We start from the raw sequence: 23,355 nt of genomic DNA, 5'->3' as shown, positions 1-23,355 counted from the left end.
GCGGCGGCTGTGGCCGCTTACGGCCGCGACAGCAGCGGCAGGGCGTGCAGCACCTCGCGGATCGCGGCCCGGTCGCCGTGCTCGCCGACCGGCAGCCGGTCCGGATCGCGGTGCGCGGCGGCCAAGTGGCAGAGCTCCAGGCCGTCCAGCACCATCGAGGCCACCGGTTCGCCGCCGGACGGCCCCGACTCCGGTCCGTCCAGCGGTATCAGCCACTCGCCGGCCGCCGGGCCGTCGATCACCAGCCGCAGCCGCCGGCCCCGGCCCTGACCCTGGTCCGCCACGGGCGGGAGGGTCGGCGCCCCGGCGGGCTCGGGACGGGTGGCGCGGGCGGCACGCAGGTCGGCCAGTGCCCGCGGGACCATCCGGACCGCCAGGTCCACCATCTGCCGCAGGTGCTGGGGCGCCGGCGGGTCGTACGGGTAGGCGACCGCGCGGGCCACGTCCTCGCCGTGCACGTAGCACTCGAAGGCGCGGTCCACGAAGGCGTCGCGCAGCGGCAGCACGGCGAAGCCGTAGTCGACGGGGGTGTTGCCCTGCGGGGCGAGCGCGGCGGTGCGCACCAGGTCGTGGGTCTGCCGCCGCCACCGCTCCCGCACCGACTGCGGCGGGAGGCCGGCCTGGTCGGCGACCAGCCGGGCGGTGCGCTCGGCGATCCCGGCGTACGGCCCGCCCTGCGGCGGGACCCGGGGCGGGAGCAGGGGCGGGATCCGGAGCGCCGGCGGCCGCGCGGCCGGCTCCTGCGGCGGCACCCGCCGGGCGGCCGGGGCCGGTGCGGCGCCCGGGCCGGCCGGCACCGGGTCGGGCAGGCCGAGGGCGAGCGCCAGATAGCCGTCCACGGCGGCGAGGTGGCACAGCACCTCGGCCGGGCGCAGCCGCCCGGTGCCGCCGTGCCACGGCAGGTCGGCCACCTCCTGCCACTCCTCCGGGCCGAGGTCGCGTAGCAGCGCGTCGAGCTTGGCCGTCTCCGCGGTGTACGGCATGCCCCAGGCGGGGACGGGCAGTTCGGCCGGGCGGCGGGCCAGGCACCAGTCGAGCACCTGCTGGCGCAGCGAGTTGGGCTGGTCGAGCGGCTCGTCCAGGGCGAGCCAGCCCGCCGCCTCGCGCAGCCGGGCGGCCTCCTCGGCGCACTCCGGGCAGGTGCGCAGGTGCCGCTCCAGCTCGGCGGCGTCATGGCTCGGGCAGGCGCCGAGGGCCCAGGCGCCGAGCAGCGAGCGCAGGGCGTCGTGCCGCTCCTCGGTGGTGGGCTCGCTCCGCTCGCTCATGCGCCCCTGTCCCCGTCGTCCCCGTCGCCCGCGTCGTCCGTGTCTTCCCGGCCGTCCTCGCGGCCGTGCCGTTCGTCGTGGCGGGCGCGCTCCTCGGCCAGTTCGGTGGCCAGCAGTTCCAGGCCGAGCCGCATCCGCTGCTTGGCGGCCTGCTCGCTGATGCCGAGCAGCCGGGCCGTCTCCTGGTAGGTGCGGCCGTCGTAGTACGTCACCGCGATGGTCTCACGCAGGGGTTGGGGCAGGGAGTCCACCACGTACTGCATGCGCGCGGCGGTGGCCACGGCGCGGATCTCCGCCTCGGCCGCGCCCTCGCTGCCTCCCGGTCCGTCAAGCCCGCTGCCCGGGCCGCCCGGTACCCGCTCGGCGGCCCGCCGCGCCCGCAGCCGGTCGACCGCGCGGCGGTGGGTGAGCGCGCCGAGCCAGGAGCGCAGCGAGCCCTGGGCGGGGTCGAAGTCCTCGGGGTGCTCCCAGACCTGGGCGAATATCTCCCGGGTGAGCTGGGCGGCGGCGGCCTGGTCGGCGAGTATCCGCCCGGCCAGTCCGTGCACCATCGGCGCGAGCTGGTCGTAGATCTCGCCGAGCGCGGTCTCCTCGCCGCGGGCGAGGCGGCGTTGGAGCTGCTCGTCCCAACGCGGCGCGCGGTCGGGGGTGGCCATCGGGAACCAACCCTCCTGCCCGGGTTTCGCTGGCGTACCCAACGGTATCTTGCGGCCGGTCGGCGGCGGGAGCATTCCCCGAAGAACGGAACCCGGGCCCGCGGATCGTCGCCCGGGTCGCCAGCCGGATCGCCAACCGGGTCGTCGCCCGGTCGTCGCCCGGTCGTCGCTCGGATCGGCGGCCCGGGCGCGGGGCGGTCCTTGGAGGCCACTGTTCGAAGGCCGTTGGACATATGTCGCACGGGTGGTTCGCGAGTGGCGGGCCGGGTGCGCGGGGCGTCCGGAGGTAGGTTCGCCACTGCGGGACCGGCGGGTCGGCCCGGGCCGGACGAGTGCCGGTACGAGGCTCGCGAGAGTGAACGGGACAGTATGCACTGCGCTGTCCCCCGATCGCTGGAATATGCCCGAAGCGCTTGCCGAGGTCCGTCCGCCCACTCATCCTGAGGCGTAATCGAGTCGCGGCCAGTGCGCGACGGACGAGTTGGCCCGGCCGAGTTGGCCCGGCCGAGTTGGCCCGGCCAAGGGCCCGGGTGGCACCGGGCGATGTGCGAGGGTTCGCCGGCTGGACGATCCGGCCCGATCGGGACGATGGCCGAACTGCGAGTGCGGGTGGTGGAGCGGTGCAGGTTCTTCAGGTACAGCTGGCGGTGCAGGCGGACCCCGCCGAGGTCGGCCGGGCCCGTCGGTGGGTGCGCTCGCGGCTGCTGAACCACGGGGTGGACCCGGACGCGCCGGTCGCCGAGACGGTGGTGCTGGTGGTCTCCGAGCTGGTGACCAACGCCGTGGTGCACACCGGGTGTCCGGCGGTGCTGCGGCTCTGTCTGCCGGTGGAGGAGGACCAGGCGGGCGGCGAGCCGGCCGGCCCGCTGCGGGTGGAGGTCGCCGACGCGAGCCGGACGGCCCCCGCCCCGCGGCACGCCGGGGCGGACGAGAACGCCACCAACGGGCGCGGCCTGGAGCTGGTCGAGCTGCTCTGCGAGCGCTGGGGCTGGTTCCCGGACGGCTCGGGCAAGCGGGTGTGGTGCGAGATCGGTGCGGACGCCCGGCCGGCGGACCCGCTGGCGGGCGTGGACTGGGCGGCGCTGGCGCAGTAGCGGCAGCGGCAGCCCCGGGGCCCGCTCGGTTCGCTGCCGATCCCGCCGGTGATCGCCGGCGGAGATCACCGGCCGAAAGTTGACGCAACCATTCCGAATTTCGGACTACCCATTGACGTGACGTATCCGACTGATCACGCTTGGGTGCGGCTCTCCGTCAGTGAGGGGACGCCGAGGGGACGCCCGAACGCCGCCGCGGTGCTGTTGTCCAGGGGGACCACGCCAGCAGGGGGGCCGTGGATCGCCGGTCGCGGGCGCTCCTTGGCGAGTGCGGAGGGCGCGGCGCGGGTTCAGGGCCCGTGCGTCGCGATTGGATGGTGGCCGGCCGCGCCGTGCTCGGGGTGCACGCGGCCGGCCGCCATCCGACCCGCCGTCATCCGGCGTCGCTTTCCGGCCACTCGGCCGAGAGCCGTCCGGTCGTGGATCGTCCGGAGTCGTCCGGAGTCGTCCGGGGCGGTTCGGAGCCGTCCACGGTCACCCGGGGTCACCCGGGGACGGTGCGGAAGGTACGCCGGTAGGCGCTCGGGGCGACGTCCAGCCGGTCGCGCAGTTGCAGCCGGAGCGAGGCGGCGGTGCCGAAACCGGACTCCCGGGCGACTTGGTCGATCGTCAGGTCGGTGCGCTCCAGCAGCTGCCGGGCCCGCTCGGTGCGCTGCACGGTGAGCCACTTCCCGGGGCTGGCGCCGGTCTCCTCGCGGAAGCGCCGGGTGAAGGTCCGCACGCTCATGCCCGCCCGGTCGGCGAGTCGGCGCAGCGCCAGCGGCTGGTCCAGGTGTTCCAGTGCCCACGCGCGTACGGCGGCGGTGCCGTGGCCGGTGGAGTCCACCGGGCTCGGGGCCTCGACGTACTGCTTCTGGCCGCCCTCGCGCCACGGCGGCACCAGGCAGCTGCGGGCCACCGCGTTGGCCACCGCGCTGCCGTGGTCGCGGCGGACCACGTGCAGGCACAGGTCCACCCCGGCGGCCACCCCGCCGGAGGTGAGGAGGTCGCCGTCGTCGGTGTAGAGCACGTCCGGGTCCAGCCGCACCTTCGGGTACAGCTCGGCGAAGCGCCGGGTGTAGCGCCAGTGGGTGGTGGCCGGGCGGCCGTCCAGCAGTCCGGCGGCGGCCAGCAGGAAGGAGCCGGTGCAGATCGACATCAGCCGGGTGCCGGGCCGGATCCGGCGCAGTGCGGCGGCCAGTTCGGGGGTGAAGGCGGTGTCGACGGTGGCCGTGCTCGCGTCGGCGGAGGCCGGGATCACCACCGTGTCGGCCCGCTCCAGCAGTTCCGGCCCGTGGTCGACGCTGATCCGGAAGTCCGCGCTGGTGGCGACCGGCCGGCCGTCCAGCGTGCAGGTGGCGATCTCGTAGAGCGGCCGTCCGGCCGGGTCCTCGGCGCCGCCGAAGATGCGGGCGGGGATGCCGAGTTCGAAGGCGATCACGCCGTCGAGGGCGAGTACCGCGACCAGGTGGGCCATGCCGTTCCCCTTCGGTGGTGCGGCCGCCCGGGCCGGTTGGGTCGGGTCGGCGGGTTGAGTCGGTTCGGTCGGCCGGTTCGGGCCAGTCCGGCCGGTTCGGGCCAGGGTACGCCGGGACCGTGGCCCGATTCTTGCGAAAGCTGTCATTCAGGCCACTCGTCGCGGCCGCGCCGCTTCGGGACACTCGTCCGCGTGACCGAACGCAACGCCTTCGCCCCCGCCCCCGCGCCCGCCCCCGAAGGACCCGTCCGCCCGGCCCGCCCGGCCCGCTTCCGGGTGCACTACGCCTGGGTGGTGGCCGGTGTCTCGCTGCTGGTCCTGCTCGGCTCGGCCGGCTTCCGGTCCACGCCCAGCCTGATGATGGACGCCCTGCACAACGAGTTCGGCTGGTCGCTCGGGACGATATCCATCGCCACCTCCGTCAACCTGACCCTCTACGGCCTCACCGCCCCCTTCGCCGCCGCCCTGATGGACCGTTTCGGCGTGCGCCTGGTGGTGGTCTGCGCGCTGCTGACCATCTCGGTCGGCTCCGGGCTCACCATGCTGATGCGCGAGCCCTGGCAACTGGTGCTCTGCTGGGGCGTGCTGGTGGGCCTGGGCAGCGGCTCGATGGCCGGCGCCTTCGCCACCACCATCACCGGCCGCTGGTTCCAGGCGCGCCAGGGCCTGGTCACCGGCGTGCTGACGGCCGCCGGGGCAGCGGGAAACCTGGTCTTCCTGCCGGTCGGCGCCTGGCTGGTCGAGCACCACGGCTGGCGCTCGGCGGTGATCGTGGTCTCGCTCGCGGCCAGCGCGGTCGCCGTCCCCGTCCTGCTGCTGATGCGCGAGCGGCCCGCCGACCTCGGCCTGCTCCCGTACGGAGCGACCGAGGAGCCCCCGGCGCCCGCCGCCGACGGCCGCGCCCTGACCCGCTCGCTGCGGGTGCTGCGGGACGCTGCCCGGAGCCGGGCGTTCTGGCTGCTGTCCGGCTCCTTCGCGATCTGCGGCGCCACCACCGCCGGCCTGGTCGGCACCCACTTCATCCCGGCCGCCCACGACCACGGCATGCCGGTGACCACCGCGGCCGGTCTGCTCGCCATGATCGGCGTCTTCGACGTGATCGGCACCATCTTCAGCGGCTGGCTCACCGACCGGGTCGACTCCCGGATCCTGCTGGTCACCTACTACGGGCTGCGCGGGATCTCGCTGCTCCTGCTGCCGCAGCTGCTCGCAGGCTCGCTGCAGCCGCCGATCCTGGCCTTCGTCATCTTCTACGGCCTGGACTGGGTGGCCACCGTGCCGCCGACCGTCGCGCTGTGCCGCCGGCACTTCGGCGGGGACGCCCCGATCGTCTTCGGCTGGGTGCTGGCCAGCCACCAGATCGGTGCGGCCGTCGTCGCCGGGCTGGCGGGCCTGGCCCGCGACGCGCTCGGGAACTACGACCTCACCTGGTACGGCGCCGGCGCCCTGTGCGTGGTCGCCGTCGGGCTCTGCCTGGCGCTGCGCACCAGCCGGCCGGACCGCCCCGTCGTTCCGGCCCTCCCGTAGGGCGGGCTCCCAGTGCGGGCTCCCAAGGCGGGTCGGGGGCCTGTCGGACCGGAGAGCTAGGCTCCGCAGCCATGGCGCTCATCTTCACCCTGGACCCGAAGCTCGACCCGGACCTGCGCACCGCCGTCGTCCGGCTGTGGGCCGACGTCACCAACGCCGGCGGCGCGGTCGGCTTCGTGGCGCCGGTGACGGAGGACGAGGTCTGGGACACCGCCGACCACCAGTTCGCCGGGGTCGCGCCGGACGGCCCGGACCGGCTGCTGGTCGCCCACGAGAGTGACACCGGTCGGCTCGTCGGTGTCCTCTTCTTCGAGTCGATGCGGTTCGGCCTGATGGAGCACTGGCGGATGCTCAAGCGGGTCATGGTGCACCCCGACTGCCAGGGCCGCGGCTACGGCGTCCGGCTGCTCGCCGAGGCCGAGCGGATAGCCCGGGAGTGGGGCCTGGAGAGCCTGCGGCTGACCGCGCGCGGCGGCCAGGGCCTGGAGCGTTTCTACACCCGCTGCGGCTACCGGGAGGTCGGCCGGGTGCCGGCCGCGGTCCGGGTCGCCCTAGGGGACGACCGCGACGAGATCACCATGTGGCTCGACCTGCGCTGATCCGCAGGACGGCCGGGAGGCGGCGGGCGGGGGGACGGGCGCCCCCTTCCCCGCGCCGCCCGTCAGGCATGCTTCACTGGGAGACCGGCCCCCGCCCAGACCAGTGAAAAGGATGTGTCCCGTGAGCAGCACCGGCCAGGAGAAGTCGCACGCCACGCTCCGCTACACCTCCCTGCGGGTCAGCATCTTCCTCGGCTGCCTGCTGGTCGCCCTGCTGCTCGGGCACTTCAAGATCATCCCGGTCAGCGGCCAGGCCGGAGTGATCTTCCTGTTCCTGCTGGCCGCGATCGCGTCCGCGCCGCTCAGCTACGTGCTGCTGAGCCGTCAGCGCGACGACATGTCCGCCCAGATCACCACCAAGGTCTCCGGCCTGCGCAGCCGTACCGCCGAGCGGATCGCCGCGCAGAACGCGGAGGAGGACGCCGTCGACGAGGCGGCCCGGACGGCCGCCGTCCGGCAGAGCTGACCCCGGCCGGACCCGCAGCCGCAGCCGCCGTGCCCGACTCCGCCGCCTCGGACGCCTCCGCTTCCGACCCCGACCCCGCTTCCGCTTCTGCGGCTTCCGAGCCCGGACCGGCCGACCCGCCGTCCGGGCCGTCCGCGTCGCTCGGGTCGGCCGCGTCGCTCGGGCCGTCCGTCGAGGGGGAGGCCGGGACCTGGCCGGCCCCGGTGCGCCGGCCCACCGGCCGGGACGTGGCCAGGCTCGCCGGGGTCTCCCAGGCCACCGTCTCGCTGGTCTTCTCCGGTGCCGAGGCCGGCCGCCGGGTCTCCGACGCCACCCGGGAGCGGGTCAGGGAGGCCGCCCGCAGCCTCGGCTACCGCCCGCAGGCGGCCGGCCGGCAGCTGCGGCTCGGCCGTAGCGGGATGATCCTCCTGGCGGTGCCGAACATCCTCGGCCCGTTCTTCGGCCGGGTGCTGGAGGGCGTCCACGAGGAGGCCGGCCGGCACGGCCTGGCGGTCGTGGTCAGCTCCGGCTGGGGGAGCGCCACCCTCGCGGAGGCCGCCACCACCAGCCGCTTCGACGGCCTGCTGATCTGCTCCCCGGACGACAGCCAGCTCGGCGAGCTGCCCGCCGACACCCCCGTCGTCTTCCTCGACGCCGACCCGGGCACCGACCGGGCCCGGCCGACCGTCGAACTCGACGTGGCGGGCGGGATGCGCGCCGCCGTCGAGCACCTGGCCGGGCTCGGCCACCGCCGGATCGGGCGGCTGCGCTCCACCCACTCCGCGTACACGTTCCGGGTGCGGCAGGCCGCGTTCGAGCAGGTCGCCGCCGAACTCGACCTGGAGGTCGTGGAGTTGGGCGTGAGCCTGAACGAGGGCCAGCCGGCCGCGCGGAGCGTGGCGCACCGCCTGCTGGAGCGCCCGGACCGTCCGCGCGCGGTGATCTGCGACGACGACGTGGTCGCCTCCGGGGTGTACCAGGCCGCCGCCGAGCTGGGGCTGAGGGTGCCGGCCGACCTGTCGGTGGTCGGCATGGACAACGTCGCGGTGGCCGCGCTGCTGGCCCCGCCGCTGACCACCGTCGACCTGCCCGGCGAGGAGCTGGGCCGGGTCGGCGCGGCGGCGCTGGCGGGCCTGCTGCGCGGCGAGCGGGCGGCGTCCGTCCCGCCGCTGGCCACCTCGCTGGTGCTGCGCTCCTCCACCGCGCCGGCGGTCGGCGCGCCGGGGCGGGGCGCGAAGCCGTAGGCAGGAGCAGGGGAGAACGAAAGACCGCGCCCGCCGGCCAGACCCCGGTGGGCGCGGTCGTCTGTGGGGGGCCTCAGCCCACCGGCACCGGCCGCACCGACGGCGCCGGCGGCACCGGGTGGAACCAGCGGCGGGCGCCGAACAGCAGCAGGGCGCCGAGCGCGATCCCGCCCGCCGCGCACAGCGCCACCGGCCGCAGCGAGTCCTCGGCCAGGTTGCCGGACACCGCGTAGCCGAGCGAGTTGCCCGTCGCGAACAGCGTCACCAGCCAGGCGAACGCCTCGGTCACCGTCCCGGTCGGCGCCAGCTCGGCGACCAGCACGAACGCCGCCGCCAGCAGCGGCGCCAGCCCGATCCCGGAGAGGAAGGCCAGCGCGGCCATCGGGTACGGCCCGGGCAGCAGCACCAGCGGCAGGTAGGACGCGGCCATCGCGAGCGCCATGATCCAGGTGCGGGTGGCCGTGCTGCTGCGCCACTTCACCGCGCCGTAGGCGAGCGCGCCGAGCAGGCCGCCGAGCGCCGCCAGCGCCAGCAGGGTGCCCGCGCCGCCGGGCAGGGCGTCGGCGTGGTGCTCGGCGTAGGCGATGAACAGCACGTTCTGCGCGCCGACGGCCCAGCCGGCCCCGGCCAGTCCGACCAGCAGCAGCACCAGGCCGGGGGAGCGCAGCGGGCCGAGCAGCCCGGCGGAGTGCGCGCGGGCCGGGGCGCGCCAGGCCCGGGCCGGGGCGGTGGTGGCCACGATCAGCGCGCCGGCCAGCCCCAGTCCGGCGGCCATCCAGAGCGCGGCGACCGGGCTGAACAGGCCGGCGATCCCGGCGACGGCCAGCGGGCCGGCCACGTAGAGGATCTGCTGGGAGGCGGAGTCGAAGGCGTAGGCGGTGTCGAGTTGCTCCTCCTCCACCACGTCCGGCCAGAGCGAGCGCAGGCAGGGTTCGAGCGGGGGCATGGCGAGCCCGGCGATCGCGGCGCCGAGCGGAGCGGCGATCTCGGAGCCGGGGGCGAGGGCGAGCAGCGCGTACCCGCCGCCGGCGAGCACGGCGGAGGCGAGCAGGACGCGGGGCTGCCCGGTGCGGTCCACGATCCGCCCGAGCACCGGCCCGCCGACGGCGGCGGAGATCGCGTAGGCGGCGGTGGCCAGTCCGATCCGCCCGTACGGCGCGCCGGCCTCGCGCAGGGCGAGGGCGATCACCAGGGCGGTCATGCCGGCGGGCAGGCGGCCGAGCAGGGTGCCGAGGAGCAGGCGGCTGACATGGGGGGCGCGGAGCAGGGCGAGGTAGCCCATCGGGCGTCTTCTCCGGTCTGGGCAGGCGGGGGCGGGGACGCCGTCAAAGTTATACGTATAACCGCTCAGCGGTCAATCGGGTCGATGGGGATGATCTGATGGTGCGTCAGCTTCGTTCGTGTCCGGATCTCACCCCAACCTCAAACAACTACTTTGAACATCTCAAACCTTTACTGCTAATGTGTCGCCCATGACCACCTCAGACGCATCGCGGAAGCACGGCCGGGGCTCGCTGCCCGGTGCCGCCCGCCCGTGCGCTCTGACCGGTGCTGTGGACAGCCCGCGCCGTTGTCGCGCCATGAGCTGTATCCCGGCGGCACGCCCCTGACCGGGGGCCGGGACCTCCCCGCCCGGCCCGCGCGCCGTGCCGCCTCCTCCGCCACACCCCACCGTCAGCAACGCCCTCCCCCGGAGCCGCACCGTCATGTCCACAGCGCCCGAGGCGACCTCGTCGCCGTCCGTGCTCGCGAGAATCCGCAAGACCCCGTTCTGGGTCCAGATCGTCGGCGGACTGCTGCTCGGCGTCGGCCTGGGCTACCTGGCCCGCGCCGCCGACATCTCCTGGCTGGCCACCACCCTGGAGACCATCGGCAAGATCTTCGTCCAGCTGCTCAAGCTGGCCGTCCCGCCGCTGGTGTTCACCGCGATCGTGGTGAGCGTCGCCAACCTGCGCAACGTCACCAACGCGGCCCGCCTGGCCACCCGCACGCTGCTCTGGTTCATGATCACCTCGCTGATCGCGGTGGCCGTCGGCCTGGGCCTGGGCCTGCTGACCAACCCCGGCCAGGGCACCAACCTCAAGACCGACGGCCTCAAGGCGCTCGACTCCAAGGGCACCTGGATCGACTTCCTGACCGGGATCTTCCCGACCAACATCGTCGACGCCTTCGCCAAGGTGAACGTGCTGCAGATCGTCTTCATGGCGGTCGTGGTCGGCGCGGCGATCATCAAGCTCGGCAGCAAGGCCGAGCCGGTCCTCAAGCTCAGCGAGTCCGTCCTGGAGCTGACCCAGACCGCCCTGTGGTGGGTCATCCGGCTCTCCCCGCTCGGCACCCTCGGCCTGATCGGCAAGTCCGTCGCCAAGTACGGCTGGGACCTCCTCAAGCCCTTCGCCACGCTGACCCTCGACATCTACGTCGGCTGCGCGCTGGTGCTCTTCGTCGTCTACTCGCTGCTGCTGAAGTTCGCCGCCGGCCTGAACCCGGTCAACTTCTTCAAGGGCGCCTGGCCCGCCATCCAGCTGGCCTTCGTCTCGCGCTCCTCGGTCGGCACCCTGCCGGTCACCCGCCGCGTCACCGAGCGCCTCGGCGTCCCCAGCGAGTACGCGTCCTTCTCCGTGCCGTTCGGCGCCACCACCAAGATGGACGGCTGCGCCTCGATCTACCCGGCGATCGCCGCGATCTTCGTCGCCCAGGTCTACAACATCGACCTCGGCATCCGGGACTACCTGCTGATCGCCTTCGTCTCGGTCGTCGGCTCGGCCGCCACCGCGGGCCTCACCGGTGCGATCATCATGCTGACGCTCACCCTCTCCACCCTGGGCCTGCCCCTGGAGGGCGTCGGCCTGCTGCTCGCCATCGACCCGATCCTCGACATGATGCGCACCGCGACCAACGTCGCGGGCCAGGTGCTGGTGCCGGTCCTGGTGGCCTCGCGGGAGAAGATCCTCGACGTCGCCGCCTACAACCGCCCCTCCGGCGACCTGTACGAGGACGCGCCGTCGGCCGTCGTCCCGGCGCAGACGGACAAGGCGGCCCCGGTGGCTGCCTGATCCCGGCCGGCTCGGCGACAAGGGCCCGCCTGTGCACCGTTCCCCGGTGCGGAGGCGGGCCCTTGTGCGCGCCGCGGGGGCGCGGGTGCGTGCGTTGCTTCCCGGGGCGGTGGCCGGGAGGAGGGGCCGGGGAAAGGCCAGGCGGAAAAGGCAGGGGGCCCGCCGGTCGGGCGGGCCCCCTTGGGTGTTGCTCTTGTGCTCATGGTGACGGCTGTCGGGAGCCGCCGACGGACCCGCTGGGGTCCCGAGCGATCAGAACATCAGAAGATGGTCAGATGGGGGTGACGTTCTCCGCCTGCGGGCCCTTCGGGCCCTGGGTGACGTCAAAGTTCACCGCCTGGTTCTCCTCCAGCGAGCGGAAGCCGCTCGCGTTGATGGCGGAGTAGTGGACGAAGACGTCGGGGCCGCCGCCCTCCTGGGCGATGAAGCCGAAGCCCTTCTCAGCGTTGAACCACTTGACGGTTCCCGTGGCCATGCCGTTCTCCTTGCGAGGGACGTGTCGGGGCCACACCGTGTGGCACCCGGTCCGCTGCGCTGATCGCCCTGCCTCCGGACGAGTCCGAAGTTTTTCGATATTGCTGAAAAACTACAAAAAGCCCGCGGTTACATGCTCCGCAGGCTTCAAGTACTGCAAGGGGAATCAAACTGCAACTGAGGGCAACGCTAGCATGCGGTCGCTGTGACGACCAGGGGTGAACTGCGGCCCCCACGGCGCGTGTCGTAGGGCCCCGCAGGGGCGTCCCGCAGGCCTCGCGAGCGCGTGTCGGGTGCCCGGTGCAAGCCTCTGTGAACAGCAGGCATACGCTGCGGGAAAGCGCACGAACAGTACAAGGGAGCGGCGCAGTGGCAGCACCGGACGGACAATCGCGGGAGCCCCAGGAACACACCCCGGTCAGGCCTCGCGTCGGCCACATCCAGTTCCTGAACTGCGTCCCCCTCTACTGGGGCCTCGCCAGGACCGGCAACCTGCTGGACCTCGACCTCACCAAGGACACCCCGGAGAAGCTGAGCGACCAGCTCGTCGACGGCTCGCTGGACATCGGTCCGATCACCTGCGTGGAGTACCTGCGCAACGCCGACGACCTCCTGGTCCTGCCCGACATCGCGGTCGGCAGCGACGGCCCGGTGATGTCCTGCCTCATCGTCAGCAAGGTGCCGCTCGCCGACCTGGACGGCCGCCGCGTCGCCCTCGGCTCCACCAGCCGCACCTCCGTCCGGCTCGCCCGGCTGCTGCTGGAGGAACGCGAGGGCGTCCGCCCCGACTACTTCAGCTGCCCGCCCGACCTCAGCTCGATGCTCGCCGAGGCCGACGCCGCCGTCCTGATCGGCGACCCGGCGCTGCGCGCCTACCTCGGCCAGGCCGCCGACCTCGGACTGACCGTCCACGACCTCGGCGAGATGTGGAAGGAGTGGACCGGCCTGCCGTTCGTCTTCGCCGTCTGGGCCGTGCGCCGCGAGTTCGCCGAGCGCCGTCCGGAACTGACCGCGGCCGTGCACCGGGCCTTCCTGGAGTCCCGCGACCTCTCACTGGTCGAGGCCGCCAAGGTCGCCGAACAGGCCGCCCGCTGGGAGGCCTTCGGCGCGGACGTGCTGGAGCGGTACTTCAGCGAGGCCCTCGACTTCTCGCTCGGCGAGCGGCAGCTGGCCGGCGTCGCCGAGTTCGCCCGCCGGGTCGCGCACGACAGCGGCTTCGCGTCGGACGTCGCGGTGCGGCTGCTGGAGCCGGCGGCGCTGCCGGTCGGCTGAGCACGGTGGTCGGTTGAGCACGGTGGTCGGTTGGGCACGGTGGTCGGTTGAGCGCGGTGGTCGGTTGGGCACGGTGGTCGGTTGAGCACGGTGGTCGACGGGCAGCGGGCTGACGCGGACGCTCGAAAGGCCTGGCGTAGGCTGGTTCGGCCGTACCCGGACGCCCGCCGTCCGGGGGGCGGCAGCGCCGAGAACTGCAGTATCCGAGAGAGAGAAGGCGGCCAGGTGACCGAGCTCGCAGCGACCACCCTCGATGCGCCCAGCACCGATTTGCAGGCCGTGCTCGACCGGGCCGCCGGCGGTGGCCGGATCACCCCGGAGGAGGCGCTGGAGCTGTACCGCTCGGCGCCGCTGCACGCGCTCGGCTCCGCCGCCGACGCGGTGCGCCGCCGCCGCTACGCCGGTACCGAGCACATCGCGACGTACATCATCGAGCGCAACATCAACTACACCAACGTCTGCGTGACGGCGTGCAAGTTCTGCGCGTTCTACGTGCCGCCGAAGAGCGACAAGGGCTGGTCCCGCGAGCTCGACGAGATCCTGCGCCGCTGCGCCGAGACCGTCGAACTGGGCGGCACCCAGATCATGTTCCAGGGCGGCCACCACCCGGACTACGGCGTGGAGTACTACGAGCGCGCGTTCTCGGCCATCAAGGCCGACTTCCCGCAGCTGGTGATCCACTCCCTGGGCGCCTCCGAGGTCGACCACATGGCCCGGATCTCGGGCGTCTCGATCGAGGAGGCCATCACCCGGATCCACCGGGCCGGCCTGGACTCCTTCGCCGGCGCCGGCGCCGAGCTGCTGCCCGCGCGGCCGCGCAAGGCGATCGCCCCGCTCAAGGAGTCCGGCGAGCGCTGGCTGGAGATCATGGAGGCCGCGCACGGCCTCGGCGTGGAGTCCACCTCCACCATGCTGATGGGCACCGGCGAGACCAACGCCGAGCGGATCGAGCACCTGCGGATGATCCGCGACGTGCAGGACCGCACCGGCGGCTTCCGGGCCTTCATCCCCTACACCTACCAGCCGCAGAACAACCACCTGAAGGGCTCGACGCAGGCCACCGTCTTCGAGTACCTGCGGATGATCGCGATCGCCCGCCTGTTCCTCGACAACATCGCCCACATCCAGGGCTCCTGGCTCACCACCGGCAAGGAGGCCGGCCAGCTGTCGCTGCACTACGGTGCGGACGACCTCGGCTCGGTCATGCTGGAGGAGAACGTCGTCTCGGCGGCCGGTGCCAAGCACCGCTCCAACCTCACCGAGCTGATCCACCTCATCCGGGCCGCCGACCGCGTCCCGGCGCAGCGCGCGACCACGTACGAGCACCTGCGGGTGCTGGACGACCCGGCCAACGACCCGGTGGACCTGCGGGTCGCCTCGCACATCGCCTCCACGGCGATCGAGGGCGGCACCGCGCACCCCGAGCTGAAGATCCTGGACAACTGAGGCCCGGGGCACCGCCGTGCTGACCCTGCACCGGGCGGCCCTGGTGCTGCCCGACCCGGCCGACCCCACCGCCCCGTCCCTCCCGGACGGGGCGGTGCTGGTGCGCGGTGACCGCGTCGAGGCCGTCGGACCGTACCGGGAACTGGCCGCCGCGCACCCGGGGGCGCGACTGCGGGACTGGGGCGCCGCGGTGCTCACGCCGGGGCTGCGCAACCCGTACGGGCACCGGCTGCTGGAACACGCCTACCACCCGGACCCGCGCGAGGAGATCGGCGTCGAGCCGGTCGCGGACGGGCTGACGGGCTCCGTCGACGAGGGGCGCTGCGGCGCGAGCGCCCGGCGCGGGCTGCAACGGATGCTCGGGTTCGGGGTGACGGCGGTGGCCGGGCCGTTCGAGCGGGCCGCGGTGCGCACGGCCGTGGCGCGCTCCGGGCTGGTCGCACTGCCGGGCGCCCCGGACGCGATGGACCCGGCGGACGGCCCGCTGGACCCGCTGTCGGTGCTGCCGCTCGCGGCGGCCGTGCACGGCCGGGTGGCGGCGGGCGGCCGGGCCGACTTCGCGGTGTTCCCGGCCGTTGGGGAGGGCTTCGCCCAGCCATCGCCGGGCGGTTGCCTGGCCGCCGTGCTGGGCGGGCGGCTGGTGTACCGGCGGCGCTGAACGGGGCCGGGAACCGGACGACGTACTCGCCGGTAGTCGGACTTCCTTGCGGCGTACGGCACTTCCTTCGTGTGCCGCCGAACTCCACTGTCCACCCTGTGGGGTGATTCCCCCTTCGCCGTGACCTGAGGGCCCGCCAGCGGATACGATCCCGGACAGCTCACTCCGTACCCTCACCACCTACCGCCCGTGCCCGCGGGTGGCGGGGCCGTGTCCCAGGCCCCGAAGGCAAGCCAGGACAGGAACCATGCGATCCGCGACCGTCCCCCCGCCGCGATCCCCGCGGTTGGGCCGTGGTTGGTACCTCGCCGCCGTGCTCAGCGCCGTGCTGGCCGTCGGCATGTGCCTGCTCGGCTGGCGCCAGGCCGACCAGGCCGACCGGATCGGCGCCCACCCCGTGAGAGTCGAAGGCGTCGTCACCCAGCTCCCCACCGGCGGCGGCTCCTACAGTGCCGTCAGCTACCGGGCGTCCGGCCAGTCGCACACCGCGGCCGCGCTGCCGCTCGCCGACGGCGCCAGGATCGGCGACCCGATCTGCCTGGAGCACGCCGCCGACGACCCGGGCGCGGTGCGGATCTGCGGCGACACCTACCCGCAGCCGGTCGGCGTCGGCCTGGCCCGGTTCAGCGTGCCGGTCGCGGTCGGGATGTTCGTGGTCTGCGTGCTGCGCATCCGGCGGCACCGGCGGGCGCTCGCGGTCCGCGCCGGGCAGGGCCGGCTGGCCACCACCGTCGCACTGGCGACCGGGGCGCTGGCCGACGGGATGCCCGCGATAACCCACGGCAAGCGCTCCCGGCGCCGGCGGCGCGCGAGCGGGCGGCGCGCGCAGCACTGACGGGGCGCGCGGCACCGGTGGGGCCGGGCGGGGGCGCTGGACGGCGGGGGCGTGCGGCGGGGCCCGTGCGGCGGGTGCGGACGCCCCGCGGCGTGCCCCGTTGGTCGGGGTGTCGGCGCCAGGGTGAACAATGGGGGCGTGACCCGAGCCTCTCTGGACAAGCAGCCGCACGAAGTCGCCGCCATGTTCGACGACGTCGCGGCCAAGTACGACCGCACCAACGACGTGCTGTCCCTCGGCCAGGCCCGCGCCTGGCGCCGGGCGGTGGCCGAGGCGGTGGACGCCGGACCGGGGGACCTCGTGCTCGACCTCGGAGCCGGCACCGGCACCTCCTCGCTGCCCTTCGCCGAGGCCGGCGCGCAGGTCGTCCCGTGCGACTTCTCCGTCGGCATGCTCGTCGAGGGCAAGCGCCGCCACCCCGAGCTGCCGCTCACCGCCGGCGACGCCACCCGGCTGCCGTTCGCGGACGGCACCTTCGACTCGGTGACGATCTCCTTCGCGCTGCGCAACGTCCAGGACACCGACGCGGCGCTGCGCGAGATGCAGCGCGTCACCAAGCCCGGCGGCAAGCTGGTGATCTGCGAGTTCTCCACCCCGACCTGGACGCCGTTCCGGACGGTCTACACCGAGTACCTGATGCGCGCCCTGCCGCCGGTCGCCACCGCGGTCAGCAGCAACCCGGACGCGTACGTGTACCTCGCCGAGTCCATCCGCTCCTGGCCCGACCAGCCCGAGCTGGCGGCCCGGCTGCAGGAGAGCGGCTGGTCCAAGGTCGCCTGGCGCAACCTCACCGGCGGCATCGTCGCGCTGCACCGGGCGTACAAGCTCGGGTAGCCGTTGCACCGGCGGGGTGGGGGCGTGGTCGTTTCCGGCGGCGGGGACGGAACTAGACTGCCGGAGACAGAAGCCGCCGTCCCCACAGCCGCAGCTCCAGGAGAGTGTCCACCGTGTCCGAGACCGCAGCCGATCTGACGAAGCCGGACAGCCCGGTCGAGAGCACGGCCGACGTCATCGTGGTCGGCGCGGGTCCGGCCGGGTCCACCACCGCGTACTACCTCGCCCAGGCCGGGCTGGACGTGCTGCTGCTGGAGAAGACCGCGTTCCCGCGCGAGAAGGTCTGCGGCGACGGCCTCACCCCCCGCGCCACCAAGCAGCTGGTGGACATGGGCATCGACGTCTCCACCGAGAACGGCTGGCTGCACAACAAGGGCCTGCGCATCATCGGCGGCGGCGTCCGGCTGGAGCTGGACTGGCCCGAGCTGTCCGCCTTCCCCGACTACGGCCTGGTCCGCAAGCGCGCCGACTTCGACGAGCTGCTGGTCCGTCAGGCCGAGAAGGCCGGCGCCCGGCTCTACGAGCGCTGCAACGTCAGCGGGCCCGTCCTGGACGAGCGCACCGGCCGGATCGTCGGCGTCACCGCCAAGCTCGGCGACGAGAAGCGGCCGGTCACCTTCCGCGCCCCGCTGGTGGTCGCCGCCGACGGCAACTCCACCCGGCTCTCGCTCGCCATGGGCCTGCACCGCCGCGAGGACCGCCCGATGGGCGTCGCCTACCGGACGTACTTCACCTCGCCGCGCCACGACGACGACTACCTGGAGTCCTGGCTGGAGCTGTGGGACACCCGCGGCGGCCAGCGCAAGCAGCTGCCCGGGTACGGCTGGGTCTTCGGCATGGGCGACGGCACCTCCAACGTCGGCCTCGGCATCCTCAACTCCTCGCCCGCGTTCGGCGAACTCGACTGGCGCGAGGTGCTCAAGGCCTGGTGCGCCGGCATGCCGGAGGAGTGGGGCTACACCCCCGAGAACATGACCGACCCGATCCGCGGCGCCGCGCTGCCGATGGCCTTCAACCGGCAGCCGCACTACACCCGCGGCCTGCTGCTCGTCGGCGACGCGGGCGGCATGGTCAACCCGTTCAACGGCGAGGGCATCGCCTACGCGATGGAATCCGGCCAGATCGCCGCCGGCGTCATCGTCCAGGCCCACGCCCGGGTCACCGAGACCGGGCGCGAGCGCGCTCTGCAGGGCTACCCGCGCGTCCTCAAGGACGTCTACGGCGGCTACTACACGATGGGCCGCGCCTTCGTGAAGCTCATCGGCAACCCCAAGGTGATGCAGCTCGCCACCCAGCGCGGCCTCACCCACCCGATGCTGATGCGCTTCACCCTCAAGATGCTCGCCAACCTCACCGACCCGCAGGGCGGCGACGCGATGGACCGCATCATCAACGGCCTCGCGAAGGTCGCGCCCAACGCGTAGCGGGCCCGGGGCCTTCTCCCGGCCCCCTCGGTCCCCCCGGTCCCTTCCAGGACCTCAGGGCGTCTCCTCTGCCGTCTTCCGCTCCCCGTCCGCCGGGCGGCGGGAGGCGGCGGAGCGCTGTTCGACGTAGGCGAGGCGGTCGGCGAAGACCCGGGCCGCGTCGGGGGTGAGCGTCCGGAGGGCGACGAGGGCGGTGAAGACGACGTCGCAGAGCTCGTGCTGGACGTCCTCCCAGCTGTGGGTGACGCCCTTGCGCGGGTTCTGGCCGGTGGCGCCGATCACCGCGGCGCCGACCTCGCCGACCTCCTCGGAGAGCTTGAGGATCCGCAGCAGGCGCTCCTCCCGGGGCGACTGCGTGCCCTGCTCGTCGAGCCACGCGACGAGGTGGTCCACGCTCTCCCAGATCCGGCTGTCCATGCGCGCTGCTCCCGTGCGGTGTCGTTGGTGCTGCCACCGTACGGGAGGCGCTGCGGACGCACAGGAACGGCGTGGGGGGTGAGGGGCGGGCTCCCGGTCAGCGGGTGCTGATCTTCACGTGGCGGATGTTCACGGGGAGGGTGGGGAAGCCGTCGCCGGGGTTGTTCTGGTCGTCCTCGCCGCCCGCGGCGATCTTCTGCAGGACGTCCAGGCCCGCCGTGATCCGGCCGAACGGGGTGTAGGCGGGGGAGAGCTTGGTGTCCTTCCAGACGAAGAAGAACTGGCTGCCGTTGGTGTTCGGACCGGCGTTGGCCATCGCCACGGTGCCGGCCGGGTAGGTGGCGCCGGTCAGGTTCTCGTCCGGGAAGGAGTAGCCGGGCCCGCCGCTGCCCGTTCCGGTCGGGTCGCCGCACTGCAGGACGTAGAGCCGCTGGGTGGTGAGGCGGTGGCAGTGGCTGCGGTCGAAGTAGTCGTGCTCGGCGAGGAAGCGGAACGAGAAGGTGGTGCAGGGCGCCTTGTCGGTCAGCGCCTGGAAGGTGATCGCGCCCTGGCTGGTGCGCAGGGTGGCGCGGTAGGGCTGGGCGGCCTTCTTGGCGTCGAAGACGGGGATGCCCTTGAAGTTGTCGGCCGGCACCGCGGGCGTGTAGGCGCAGGCGGGCGCGGGCGGCGGGGTGTCCGCGACGGCGGTGCCGGTGCTCGCCGTGAGCGGGAGGACGGTGGCGACGGCGAGCAGGGCCCAGGGTGCGCGCTTCACGTGACGGGCCTTCCGGAGGGTGGTGGACGGCGGGGTTGGCATGGCGCCATCATCCACGCCGGGGCGGCGATCCGGTAGAGGTCGGTAGGGGCCGTTGGGTTTCAGGCCCCGTCGGGCGGGTGGAGGGTCAGGAGGGCTCCGGGGGAACGGGGTTGGCCCGGGGTGCGGAGGTGAACAGCCCGGCGCGGGCGGCCAGCGCGGCGGCGTCGGCGGCCCGCTCGGCGGTGTGGGCGTCCAGCGGCTCGCCGGTGACGAACAGCCGGTAGTAGAGCGGGGCGGTGGCGGCCCGGACCACCTCGGCGCCGTCCGTTCCGGTGGGCAACTCGCCCCGGGCGACGGCTCGTTCGGCGACCTCGGCGGCCTGGCGGTGGCGGGAGGCGAAGAAGGCGCGCAGGGCGGTCGCGCCGGTGTCGGAGCGCTGGGCGGCGAAGATCAGCGCGGTGGGGGTGGCCCCCAGGTCGGGATCGGTGAAGACGGTGAACACCTCCCGGGTGATCAGCCGCAGGTCCTCGCGGAGGTCGCCGGTGTCGGGCAGCGGCCAGGGCTGGTCGGCCGAGGCGGTCAGGGCGTCCGCGACCAGGCCGTCCACTCCGCCCCACCGCCGGTACAGCGTCGCCTTGTGGACGCCGGAGCGGCTCGCGACCGCCTCGACGGTGAGGCCGTCGTACCCCTTCTCGGCGACCTCGGCGAGCGTGGCGGCGACCACCCCCTCCCGGACCCGGGCGCTGCGACCGCCGGGGCGCGGGGTCGGGGTGCGGGGCTCGGGGTGGGTCGTTTCGAGGTGGGTCGTCGCGGGCTGCGCGGTGGTGGCGGGGGCGGTCGTCGCGGGGTGTGCGGTGGTGGCGGGGTGGGTCGTCGCGGGGTGGGTCGGCTCCGGGGCGTTCTCGTTCAAAGTCGACTCCAGTCGCGTTAAGGCTTGCTGTGGTGTGGCGGCCGTGCCATGCTCATCGTAATGCGACCTTGGTCGCGTTACGAGAGGAGTCTGTGTGACCGCCACCGCCATTCCCGACCCCACTGCCCTGCACCCGCTCGCTGGCCACGACCGGGTCGTCCTGCTGCGCCCGCTCGTCACCGACCCGCGGATCGAGGTCGGCGAGTACACCTACTTCGACGACCCCGAAGGGGCCACCCGCTTCGAGGAGCGCAACGTCCTCTACGCCTACGGACCCGAGCGGCTGGTGATCGGAAAGTACTGCGCGATCGCCACCGGGGCCCGCTTCCTGATGGCCGGCGCCGCCCACCCGACCATCGGCGTGTCCACCTTCCCGTTCACGATGTTCGGCGGCGAGTGGACCGAGCGGACCCTCGACCTCGTCACCGGCCTGCCCAGCCGGGGCGACACCGTGATCGGCAACGACGTCTGGTTCGGCTTCGGCGCCACTGTCCTGCCCGGCGTCCGGATCGGCGACGGCGCGATCATCGCGGCCGGTGCGATGGTCACCGCCGACGTCGAGCCCTACACCATCGTCGGCGGCAACCCCGCCCGCCCGATCCGGCGCCGCTTCGAGGGCGCCGACGTCGAGCGACTGCTCCGTGCGGCCTGGTGGAACTGGCCGGTCGAGCTCGTCACCGAGCACGTCCGCGCCATCATGTCCGGGACCCCGGCCGACATCGAGGAGATCGCCGCGGCGAACGGCCTGCTCGCCCGCTGACCTGCCGGGCCTGGGAAGGACGTCGGCCCCGGGGGCGCTGGAGCCCTCCGGAGATCCAGTGAGCTGCGGCAGGGCGTTGATCACGGGTGGGCCGGTGCGGGAGGATGGCGTCCCCCTGCTCCATGCTCCGCCCCGTCGATAGCTGCGCCCTTCGCCCAGCTCCAGGGTCCGTCCGACGCCGTACGGTACTCGCGCCCCGCCGGTTCCGTTCGCTCGGAGGGATCTGACTCATGCGCGCCTCCCTGTCCGTGTCTTCGTCCTCATCGGCCCTTCGTGACCTGCCGGTTCTCCTGGTGGCGGTGGTGTGGGGGTCGAGCTTCCTCGCCGTCCAGCGGGTGGCGGAGCCCGGGACGGCCGTGGCGATGCTGGTCCTGCGGTTCGGGCTGGTGCTGCCGCTGCTCGGGATGGTCGCCTGGCCGGCGCTACGGAGGCTGAGCCGCGCCGAGTGGCTGGGCGGCGGCGCACTGGGGCTGGTGCTCAGCGGGATCTTCCTGCTGGAGACGTACGGTGCCGTGCACACCTCCGCCACCAATGCCGGGCTGATCATCAGCCTCGCGATGGTGCTCACCCCGCTCGGCGAGAGCGTCCTCAGCCGGACGGCGCCGCCGCGCGCCTTCCTCGCGGCCGCCGCGCTGGCCGTGCTCGGCGTCGCGCTGCTCACCGGGGACGGCGGGCTGCGCCCGCCTTCGCTCGGCGACCTGCTGGTGCTGGGCGCCGCCCTGGTTCGCTCGGCCTTCGTCCTGGCGACGGCCCGCGCCCGCGCCGTCCGCGGAACCGACATGCTGGCCCTGACCTGGGTCCAACTCGCCGTCGCGACAGCCGTGTTCGCGTCCGTCGCGCCAGCCGTAGGGCCGTCGCCGTGGGCCGTCGCCCGCTCGTACGGGCCCGGCCAGTGGGCCTGGTTGCTGCACCTGTCCCTGTTGTGCACGCTGTTCGCCTTCTTCGTTCAGATGTGGGCTGTCCGCGCCACCTCGCCGTCCCGGGTGAGTCTGTTGCTCGGCACCGAACCGCTGTGGGCCGCCGTCTTCGGCATCACCATCGCCGGGAACCGGATGGGTCCGCTCGCCCTGGTCGGCGGAGCCCTGGTCATGGTCGCCACCGAGTGGGGCCGCCGCACCGCTCCCGCCTCCGTCCCCGCTCCCGCTCCCGTCCGGCGCGGGGAGACCGAAGCCGTTGAGACCGAAGCCGTTGAGTCCGAAGCCGTCGAGTCCGAGGCCGTCGAGTCCGAGGCCGCTGGATCTGTTGTCGCCGAGTCCGCGACCGGGGTCGGGGAGCGGGGCCCGGAGCCGGCCCCGGTGTGATCCGCTGTGGTGGTCACCGGCGACTCAGCGTCCGACGGGCGTAGACCGTGCCCCAGCCCGGCTGGTGCTCGGCGTACCGGGCGGCGGGCGGCGGGAGGGGGAGGGCCCCGAGGACCGTTTCGCACGCTTGTGAACGAAGGGTCAAGCGAGCGTTCGGTCCCCCGCCACCCCTCAGGGTGAGCCGCTATAACACGTCAACATGACGCCTCGAAATTTGCTCCCGTCGACGCATAGTTGATATAGGAGCGCGGCTCTGACCAGCCGCTTCACAAGTAAATGCGACTGGTTGTGACCATTTGACTTCTTTGTGTTGACAACTCTGGGCATGTTCATATTCGGCACGATTCCCATCGTGGCGTAGATCACAAAGATGACGTTGAACTGCGTGTCGCAGATCACAAGCCGACGGGCATAGGATGCGCTCGTTCCAGGCTTTGTGAACTGCCTCACATGAGGTGGATCCCGGGAACCGGAACGCGGGTTCACCTCAGCGTGACCTGCCGGTTCCGATCTGCAGTCAAGGACGACTGGACGGAGGGAGCGGGGGCTATGAATGCCTACGCGCCGATCCTCGTACTCGGTGCCATCGCGGCGGCGTTCGCGGTCGGCTCCGTCGTGATGGCCTCACTCACCGGCCCCAAGCGCTACAACCGGGCCAAGTTGGAGGCGTACGAGTGCGGCATCGAGCCGACCCCGCAGCCCGTGGGCGGCGGTCGGTTCCCGATCAAGTACTACCTGACGGCGATGCTCTTCATCGTCTTCGACATCGAGATCGTCTTTCTCTATCCCTGGGCGGTGACCTTCGACGCCCTGGGGATCTTCGGGTTGGTCGAGATGCTCCTGTTCATCGCCACGGTCTTCGTCGCCTACGCCTACGTGTGGCGCCGCGGCGGCCTGGAGTGGGACTGAGCGCGGGGTGGCCGCCGCCTTTGTGAACGAGCGGACAAGC

General features: G+C 73.4%; 23 protein-coding genes. 15 read left to right on the top strand and 8 right to left on the bottom strand.

Features of this window, described 5'->3' with window-relative positions:
* Positions 1-17: 17 nt before the first annotated feature.
* Together ACIOGZ_RS33985 and ACIOGZ_RS33980 are read right to left on the bottom strand one after the other, a co-directional pair.
* Positions 18-1,265 (bottom strand): zf-HC2 domain-containing protein, encoded by a 1,248-nt coding sequence (locus ACIOGZ_RS33985; RefSeq protein ID WP_363632125.1) that lies wholly within the window; start codon positions 1,263-1,265, stop codon positions 18-20.
* Positions 1,262-1,921, bottom strand: a complete 660-nt coding sequence (locus ACIOGZ_RS33980) for a sigma-70 family RNA polymerase sigma factor (RefSeq protein ID WP_400988801.1) — start codon at positions 1,919-1,921, stop codon at positions 1,262-1,264. The genes ACIOGZ_RS33985 and ACIOGZ_RS33980 overlap by 4 nt, the downstream gene beginning before the upstream one ends.
* Positions 1,922-2,541: 620 nt before the next feature.
* Here ACIOGZ_RS33980 and ACIOGZ_RS33975 point away from each other — a divergent pair.
* On the top strand, positions 2,542-3,015 hold the full coding sequence (locus ACIOGZ_RS33975; RefSeq protein ID WP_063348164.1) for an ATP-binding protein: 474 nt from the start codon (positions 2,542-2,544) through the stop codon (positions 3,013-3,015).
* A 484-nt stretch (positions 3,016-3,499) separates the two neighbouring features.
* On the opposite strand, the gene ACIOGZ_RS33970 is transcribed toward ACIOGZ_RS33975, so the two are convergent.
* Positions 3,500-4,471 (bottom strand): GlxA family transcriptional regulator, encoded by a 972-nt coding sequence (locus tag ACIOGZ_RS33970; protein WP_400988799.1) that lies wholly within the window; start codon positions 4,469-4,471, stop codon positions 3,500-3,502.
* A gap of 192 nt (positions 4,472-4,663) precedes the next feature.
* On the opposite strand from ACIOGZ_RS33970, the gene ACIOGZ_RS33965 reads away from it, so the two are divergent.
* The 4 genes from ACIOGZ_RS33965 (at position 4,664) to ACIOGZ_RS33950 (ending at position 8,286) form a co-directional block, all read left to right on the top strand.
* A complete protein-coding gene (locus tag ACIOGZ_RS33965) occupies positions 4,664-5,998 on the top strand; it encodes an MFS transporter (protein WP_400988797.1) in 1,335 nt (444 codons plus the stop codon).
* Between the two features lie 71 nt (positions 5,999-6,069).
* Positions 6,070-6,597 (top strand): GNAT family N-acetyltransferase, encoded by a 528-nt coding sequence (locus tag ACIOGZ_RS33960; RefSeq protein WP_400988795.1) that lies wholly within the window; start codon positions 6,070-6,072, stop codon positions 6,595-6,597.
* Positions 6,598-6,718: 121 nt separating this feature from the next.
* The gene (locus tag ACIOGZ_RS33955; protein WP_063348160.1) at positions 6,719-7,063 is read left to right on the top strand and encodes a DUF4229 domain-containing protein; all 345 of its coding nucleotides are present in this window, start codon (positions 6,719-6,721) and stop codon (positions 7,061-7,063) included.
* Positions 7,064-7,092: 29 nt separating this feature from the next.
* Positions 7,093-8,286 carry a LacI family DNA-binding transcriptional regulator gene (locus ACIOGZ_RS33950; RefSeq protein ID WP_400988793.1) on the top strand — a complete coding sequence of 398 codons (1,194 nt, stop codon included), beginning with the start codon at positions 7,093-7,095 and terminating at the stop codon, positions 8,284-8,286.
* 73 nt (positions 8,287-8,359) lie between these two features.
* Here ACIOGZ_RS33950 and ACIOGZ_RS33945 read toward each other — a convergent pair whose 3' ends face one another.
* Positions 8,360-9,568: an MFS transporter gene (locus ACIOGZ_RS33945; RefSeq protein WP_400988791.1), complete on the bottom strand. Its 1,209-nt coding sequence runs from the start codon at positions 9,566-9,568 to the stop codon at positions 8,360-8,362.
* Between the two features lie 424 nt (positions 9,569-9,992).
* Between ACIOGZ_RS33945 and ACIOGZ_RS33940 the strand changes: the two genes are divergently transcribed.
* Complete coding sequence (locus tag ACIOGZ_RS33940) at positions 9,993-11,339, top strand: dicarboxylate/amino acid:cation symporter (RefSeq protein WP_363585025.1); 1,347 nt, start codon at positions 9,993-9,995, stop codon at positions 11,337-11,339.
* Positions 11,340-11,610: 271 nt separating this feature from the next.
* Here ACIOGZ_RS33940 and ACIOGZ_RS33935 read toward each other — a convergent pair whose 3' ends face one another.
* A complete protein-coding gene (locus tag ACIOGZ_RS33935; protein ID WP_052580872.1) occupies positions 11,611-11,814 on the bottom strand; it encodes a cold-shock protein in 204 nt (67 codons plus the stop codon).
* A 368-nt stretch (positions 11,815-12,182) separates the two neighbouring features.
* Between ACIOGZ_RS33935 and ACIOGZ_RS33930 the strand changes: the two genes are divergently transcribed.
* The 6 genes from ACIOGZ_RS33930 to ACIOGZ_RS33905 all read left to right on the top strand — a co-directional run bounded on the left by ACIOGZ_RS33930 (position 12,183) and on the right by ACIOGZ_RS33905 (position 18,282).
* Positions 12,183-13,085 (top strand): menaquinone biosynthetic enzyme MqnA/MqnD family protein, encoded by a 903-nt coding sequence (locus ACIOGZ_RS33930; RefSeq protein WP_063348157.1) that lies wholly within the window; start codon positions 12,183-12,185, stop codon positions 13,083-13,085.
* A gap of 225 nt (positions 13,086-13,310) precedes the next feature.
* Entirely contained in the window at positions 13,311-14,531 is a 1,221-nt protein-coding gene (gene mqnC, locus ACIOGZ_RS33925) for a cyclic dehypoxanthinyl futalosine synthase (RefSeq protein ID WP_400988789.1), read from the top strand.
* 16 nt (positions 14,532-14,547) lie between these two features.
* On the top strand, positions 14,548-15,189 hold the full coding sequence (locus ACIOGZ_RS33920; RefSeq protein ID WP_363632132.1) for an imidazolonepropionase-like domain-containing protein: 642 nt from the start codon (positions 14,548-14,550) through the stop codon (positions 15,187-15,189).
* Positions 15,190-15,436: 247 nt separating this feature from the next.
* Positions 15,437-16,024, top strand: a complete 588-nt coding sequence (locus tag ACIOGZ_RS33915) for a hypothetical protein (protein ID WP_400808765.1) — start codon at positions 15,437-15,439, stop codon at positions 16,022-16,024.
* Between the two features lie 138 nt (positions 16,025-16,162).
* Entirely contained in the window at positions 16,163-16,858 is a 696-nt protein-coding gene (locus tag ACIOGZ_RS33910; RefSeq protein WP_363585033.1) for a demethylmenaquinone methyltransferase, read from the top strand.
* A gap of 134 nt (positions 16,859-16,992) precedes the next feature.
* Positions 16,993-18,282, top strand: coding sequence for a geranylgeranyl reductase family protein (locus ACIOGZ_RS33905; RefSeq protein WP_350877772.1), 1,290 nt, complete (start codon positions 16,993-16,995; stop codon positions 18,280-18,282).
* A 54-nt stretch (positions 18,283-18,336) separates the two neighbouring features.
* On the opposite strand, the gene ACIOGZ_RS33900 is transcribed toward ACIOGZ_RS33905, so the two are convergent.
* The 3 genes from ACIOGZ_RS33900 to ACIOGZ_RS33890 form a co-directional block, all read right to left on the bottom strand.
* Positions 18,337-18,699 carry a MazG-like family protein gene (locus tag ACIOGZ_RS33900; protein ID WP_363585035.1) on the bottom strand — a complete coding sequence of 121 codons (363 nt, stop codon included), beginning with the start codon at positions 18,697-18,699 and terminating at the stop codon, positions 18,337-18,339.
* Between the two features lie 97 nt (positions 18,700-18,796).
* Positions 18,797-19,495: a peptidylprolyl isomerase gene (locus ACIOGZ_RS33895; RefSeq protein WP_363585037.1), complete on the bottom strand. Its 699-nt coding sequence runs from the start codon at positions 19,493-19,495 to the stop codon at positions 18,797-18,799.
* Positions 19,496-19,580: 85 nt separating this feature from the next.
* Entirely contained in the window at positions 19,581-20,345 is a 765-nt protein-coding gene (locus tag ACIOGZ_RS33890; protein ID WP_400988787.1) for a TetR/AcrR family transcriptional regulator, read from the bottom strand.
* Between the two features lie 94 nt (positions 20,346-20,439).
* Between ACIOGZ_RS33890 and ACIOGZ_RS33885 the strand changes: the two genes are divergently transcribed.
* The 3 genes from ACIOGZ_RS33885 to ACIOGZ_RS33875 all read left to right on the top strand — a co-directional run bounded on the left by ACIOGZ_RS33885 (position 20,440) and on the right by ACIOGZ_RS33875 (position 23,315).
* Entirely contained in the window at positions 20,440-21,105 is a 666-nt protein-coding gene (locus ACIOGZ_RS33885; RefSeq protein ID WP_363585041.1) for a CatB-related O-acetyltransferase, read from the top strand.
* A gap of 230 nt (positions 21,106-21,335) precedes the next feature.
* Complete coding sequence (locus tag ACIOGZ_RS33880; RefSeq protein WP_400988785.1) at positions 21,336-22,406, top strand: DMT family transporter; 1,071 nt, start codon at positions 21,336-21,338, stop codon at positions 22,404-22,406.
* A gap of 549 nt (positions 22,407-22,955) precedes the next feature.
* Entirely contained in the window at positions 22,956-23,315 is a 360-nt protein-coding gene (locus ACIOGZ_RS33875; RefSeq protein ID WP_030060100.1) for an NADH-quinone oxidoreductase subunit A, read from the top strand.
* Positions 23,316-23,355: the final 40 nt, after the last annotated feature.

It is taken from the genome of Kitasatospora sp. NPDC088160 (assembly GCF_044741445.1).
Lineage (GTDB): Bacteria > Actinomycetota > Actinomycetes > Streptomycetales > Streptomycetaceae > Kitasatospora.
This window is presented reverse-complemented; position numbering and strand designations above follow the sequence as displayed.

Bases quoted from the DNA above. Each gene is read 5' to 3' on its own strand.
- ACIOGZ_RS33875 (WP_030060100.1), top strand. From the start codon at position 22,956: ATGAATGCCTACGCGCCGATCCTCGTACTCGGTGCCATCGCGGCGGCG.
- ACIOGZ_RS33935 (WP_052580872.1), bottom strand. From the start codon at position 11,814: ATGGCCACGGGAACCGTCAAGTGGTTCAACGCTGAGAAGGGCTTCGGC.
- ACIOGZ_RS33960 (WP_400988795.1), top strand. From the start codon at position 6,070: ATGGCGCTCATCTTCACCCTGGACCCGAAGCTCGACCCGGACCTGCGC.
- ACIOGZ_RS33970 (WP_400988799.1), bottom strand. From the start codon at position 4,471: ATGGCCCACCTGGTCGCGGTACTCGCCCTCGACGGCGTGATCGCCTTC.
- ACIOGZ_RS33895 (WP_363585037.1), bottom strand. From the start codon at position 19,495: ATGCCAACCCCGCCGTCCACCACCCTCCGGAAGGCCCGTCACGTGAAG.
- ACIOGZ_RS33985 (WP_363632125.1), bottom strand. From the start codon at position 1,265: ATGAGCGAGCGGAGCGAGCCCACCACCGAGGAGCGGCACGACGCCCTG.
- ACIOGZ_RS33980 (WP_400988801.1), bottom strand. From the start codon at position 1,921: ATGGCCACCCCCGACCGCGCGCCGCGTTGGGACGAGCAGCTCCAACGC.
- ACIOGZ_RS33945 (WP_400988791.1), bottom strand. From the start codon at position 9,568: ATGGGCTACCTCGCCCTGCTCCGCGCCCCCCATGTCAGCCGCCTGCTC.
- ACIOGZ_RS33880 (WP_400988785.1), top strand. From the start codon at position 21,336: ATGCGCGCCTCCCTGTCCGTGTCTTCGTCCTCATCGGCCCTTCGTGAC.
- ACIOGZ_RS33900 (WP_363585035.1), bottom strand. From the start codon at position 18,699: ATGGACAGCCGGATCTGGGAGAGCGTGGACCACCTCGTCGCGTGGCTC.
- ACIOGZ_RS33915 (WP_400808765.1), top strand. From the start codon at position 15,437: ATGCGATCCGCGACCGTCCCCCCGCCGCGATCCCCGCGGTTGGGCCGT.
- ACIOGZ_RS33940 (WP_363585025.1), top strand. From the start codon at position 9,993: ATGTCCACAGCGCCCGAGGCGACCTCGTCGCCGTCCGTGCTCGCGAGA.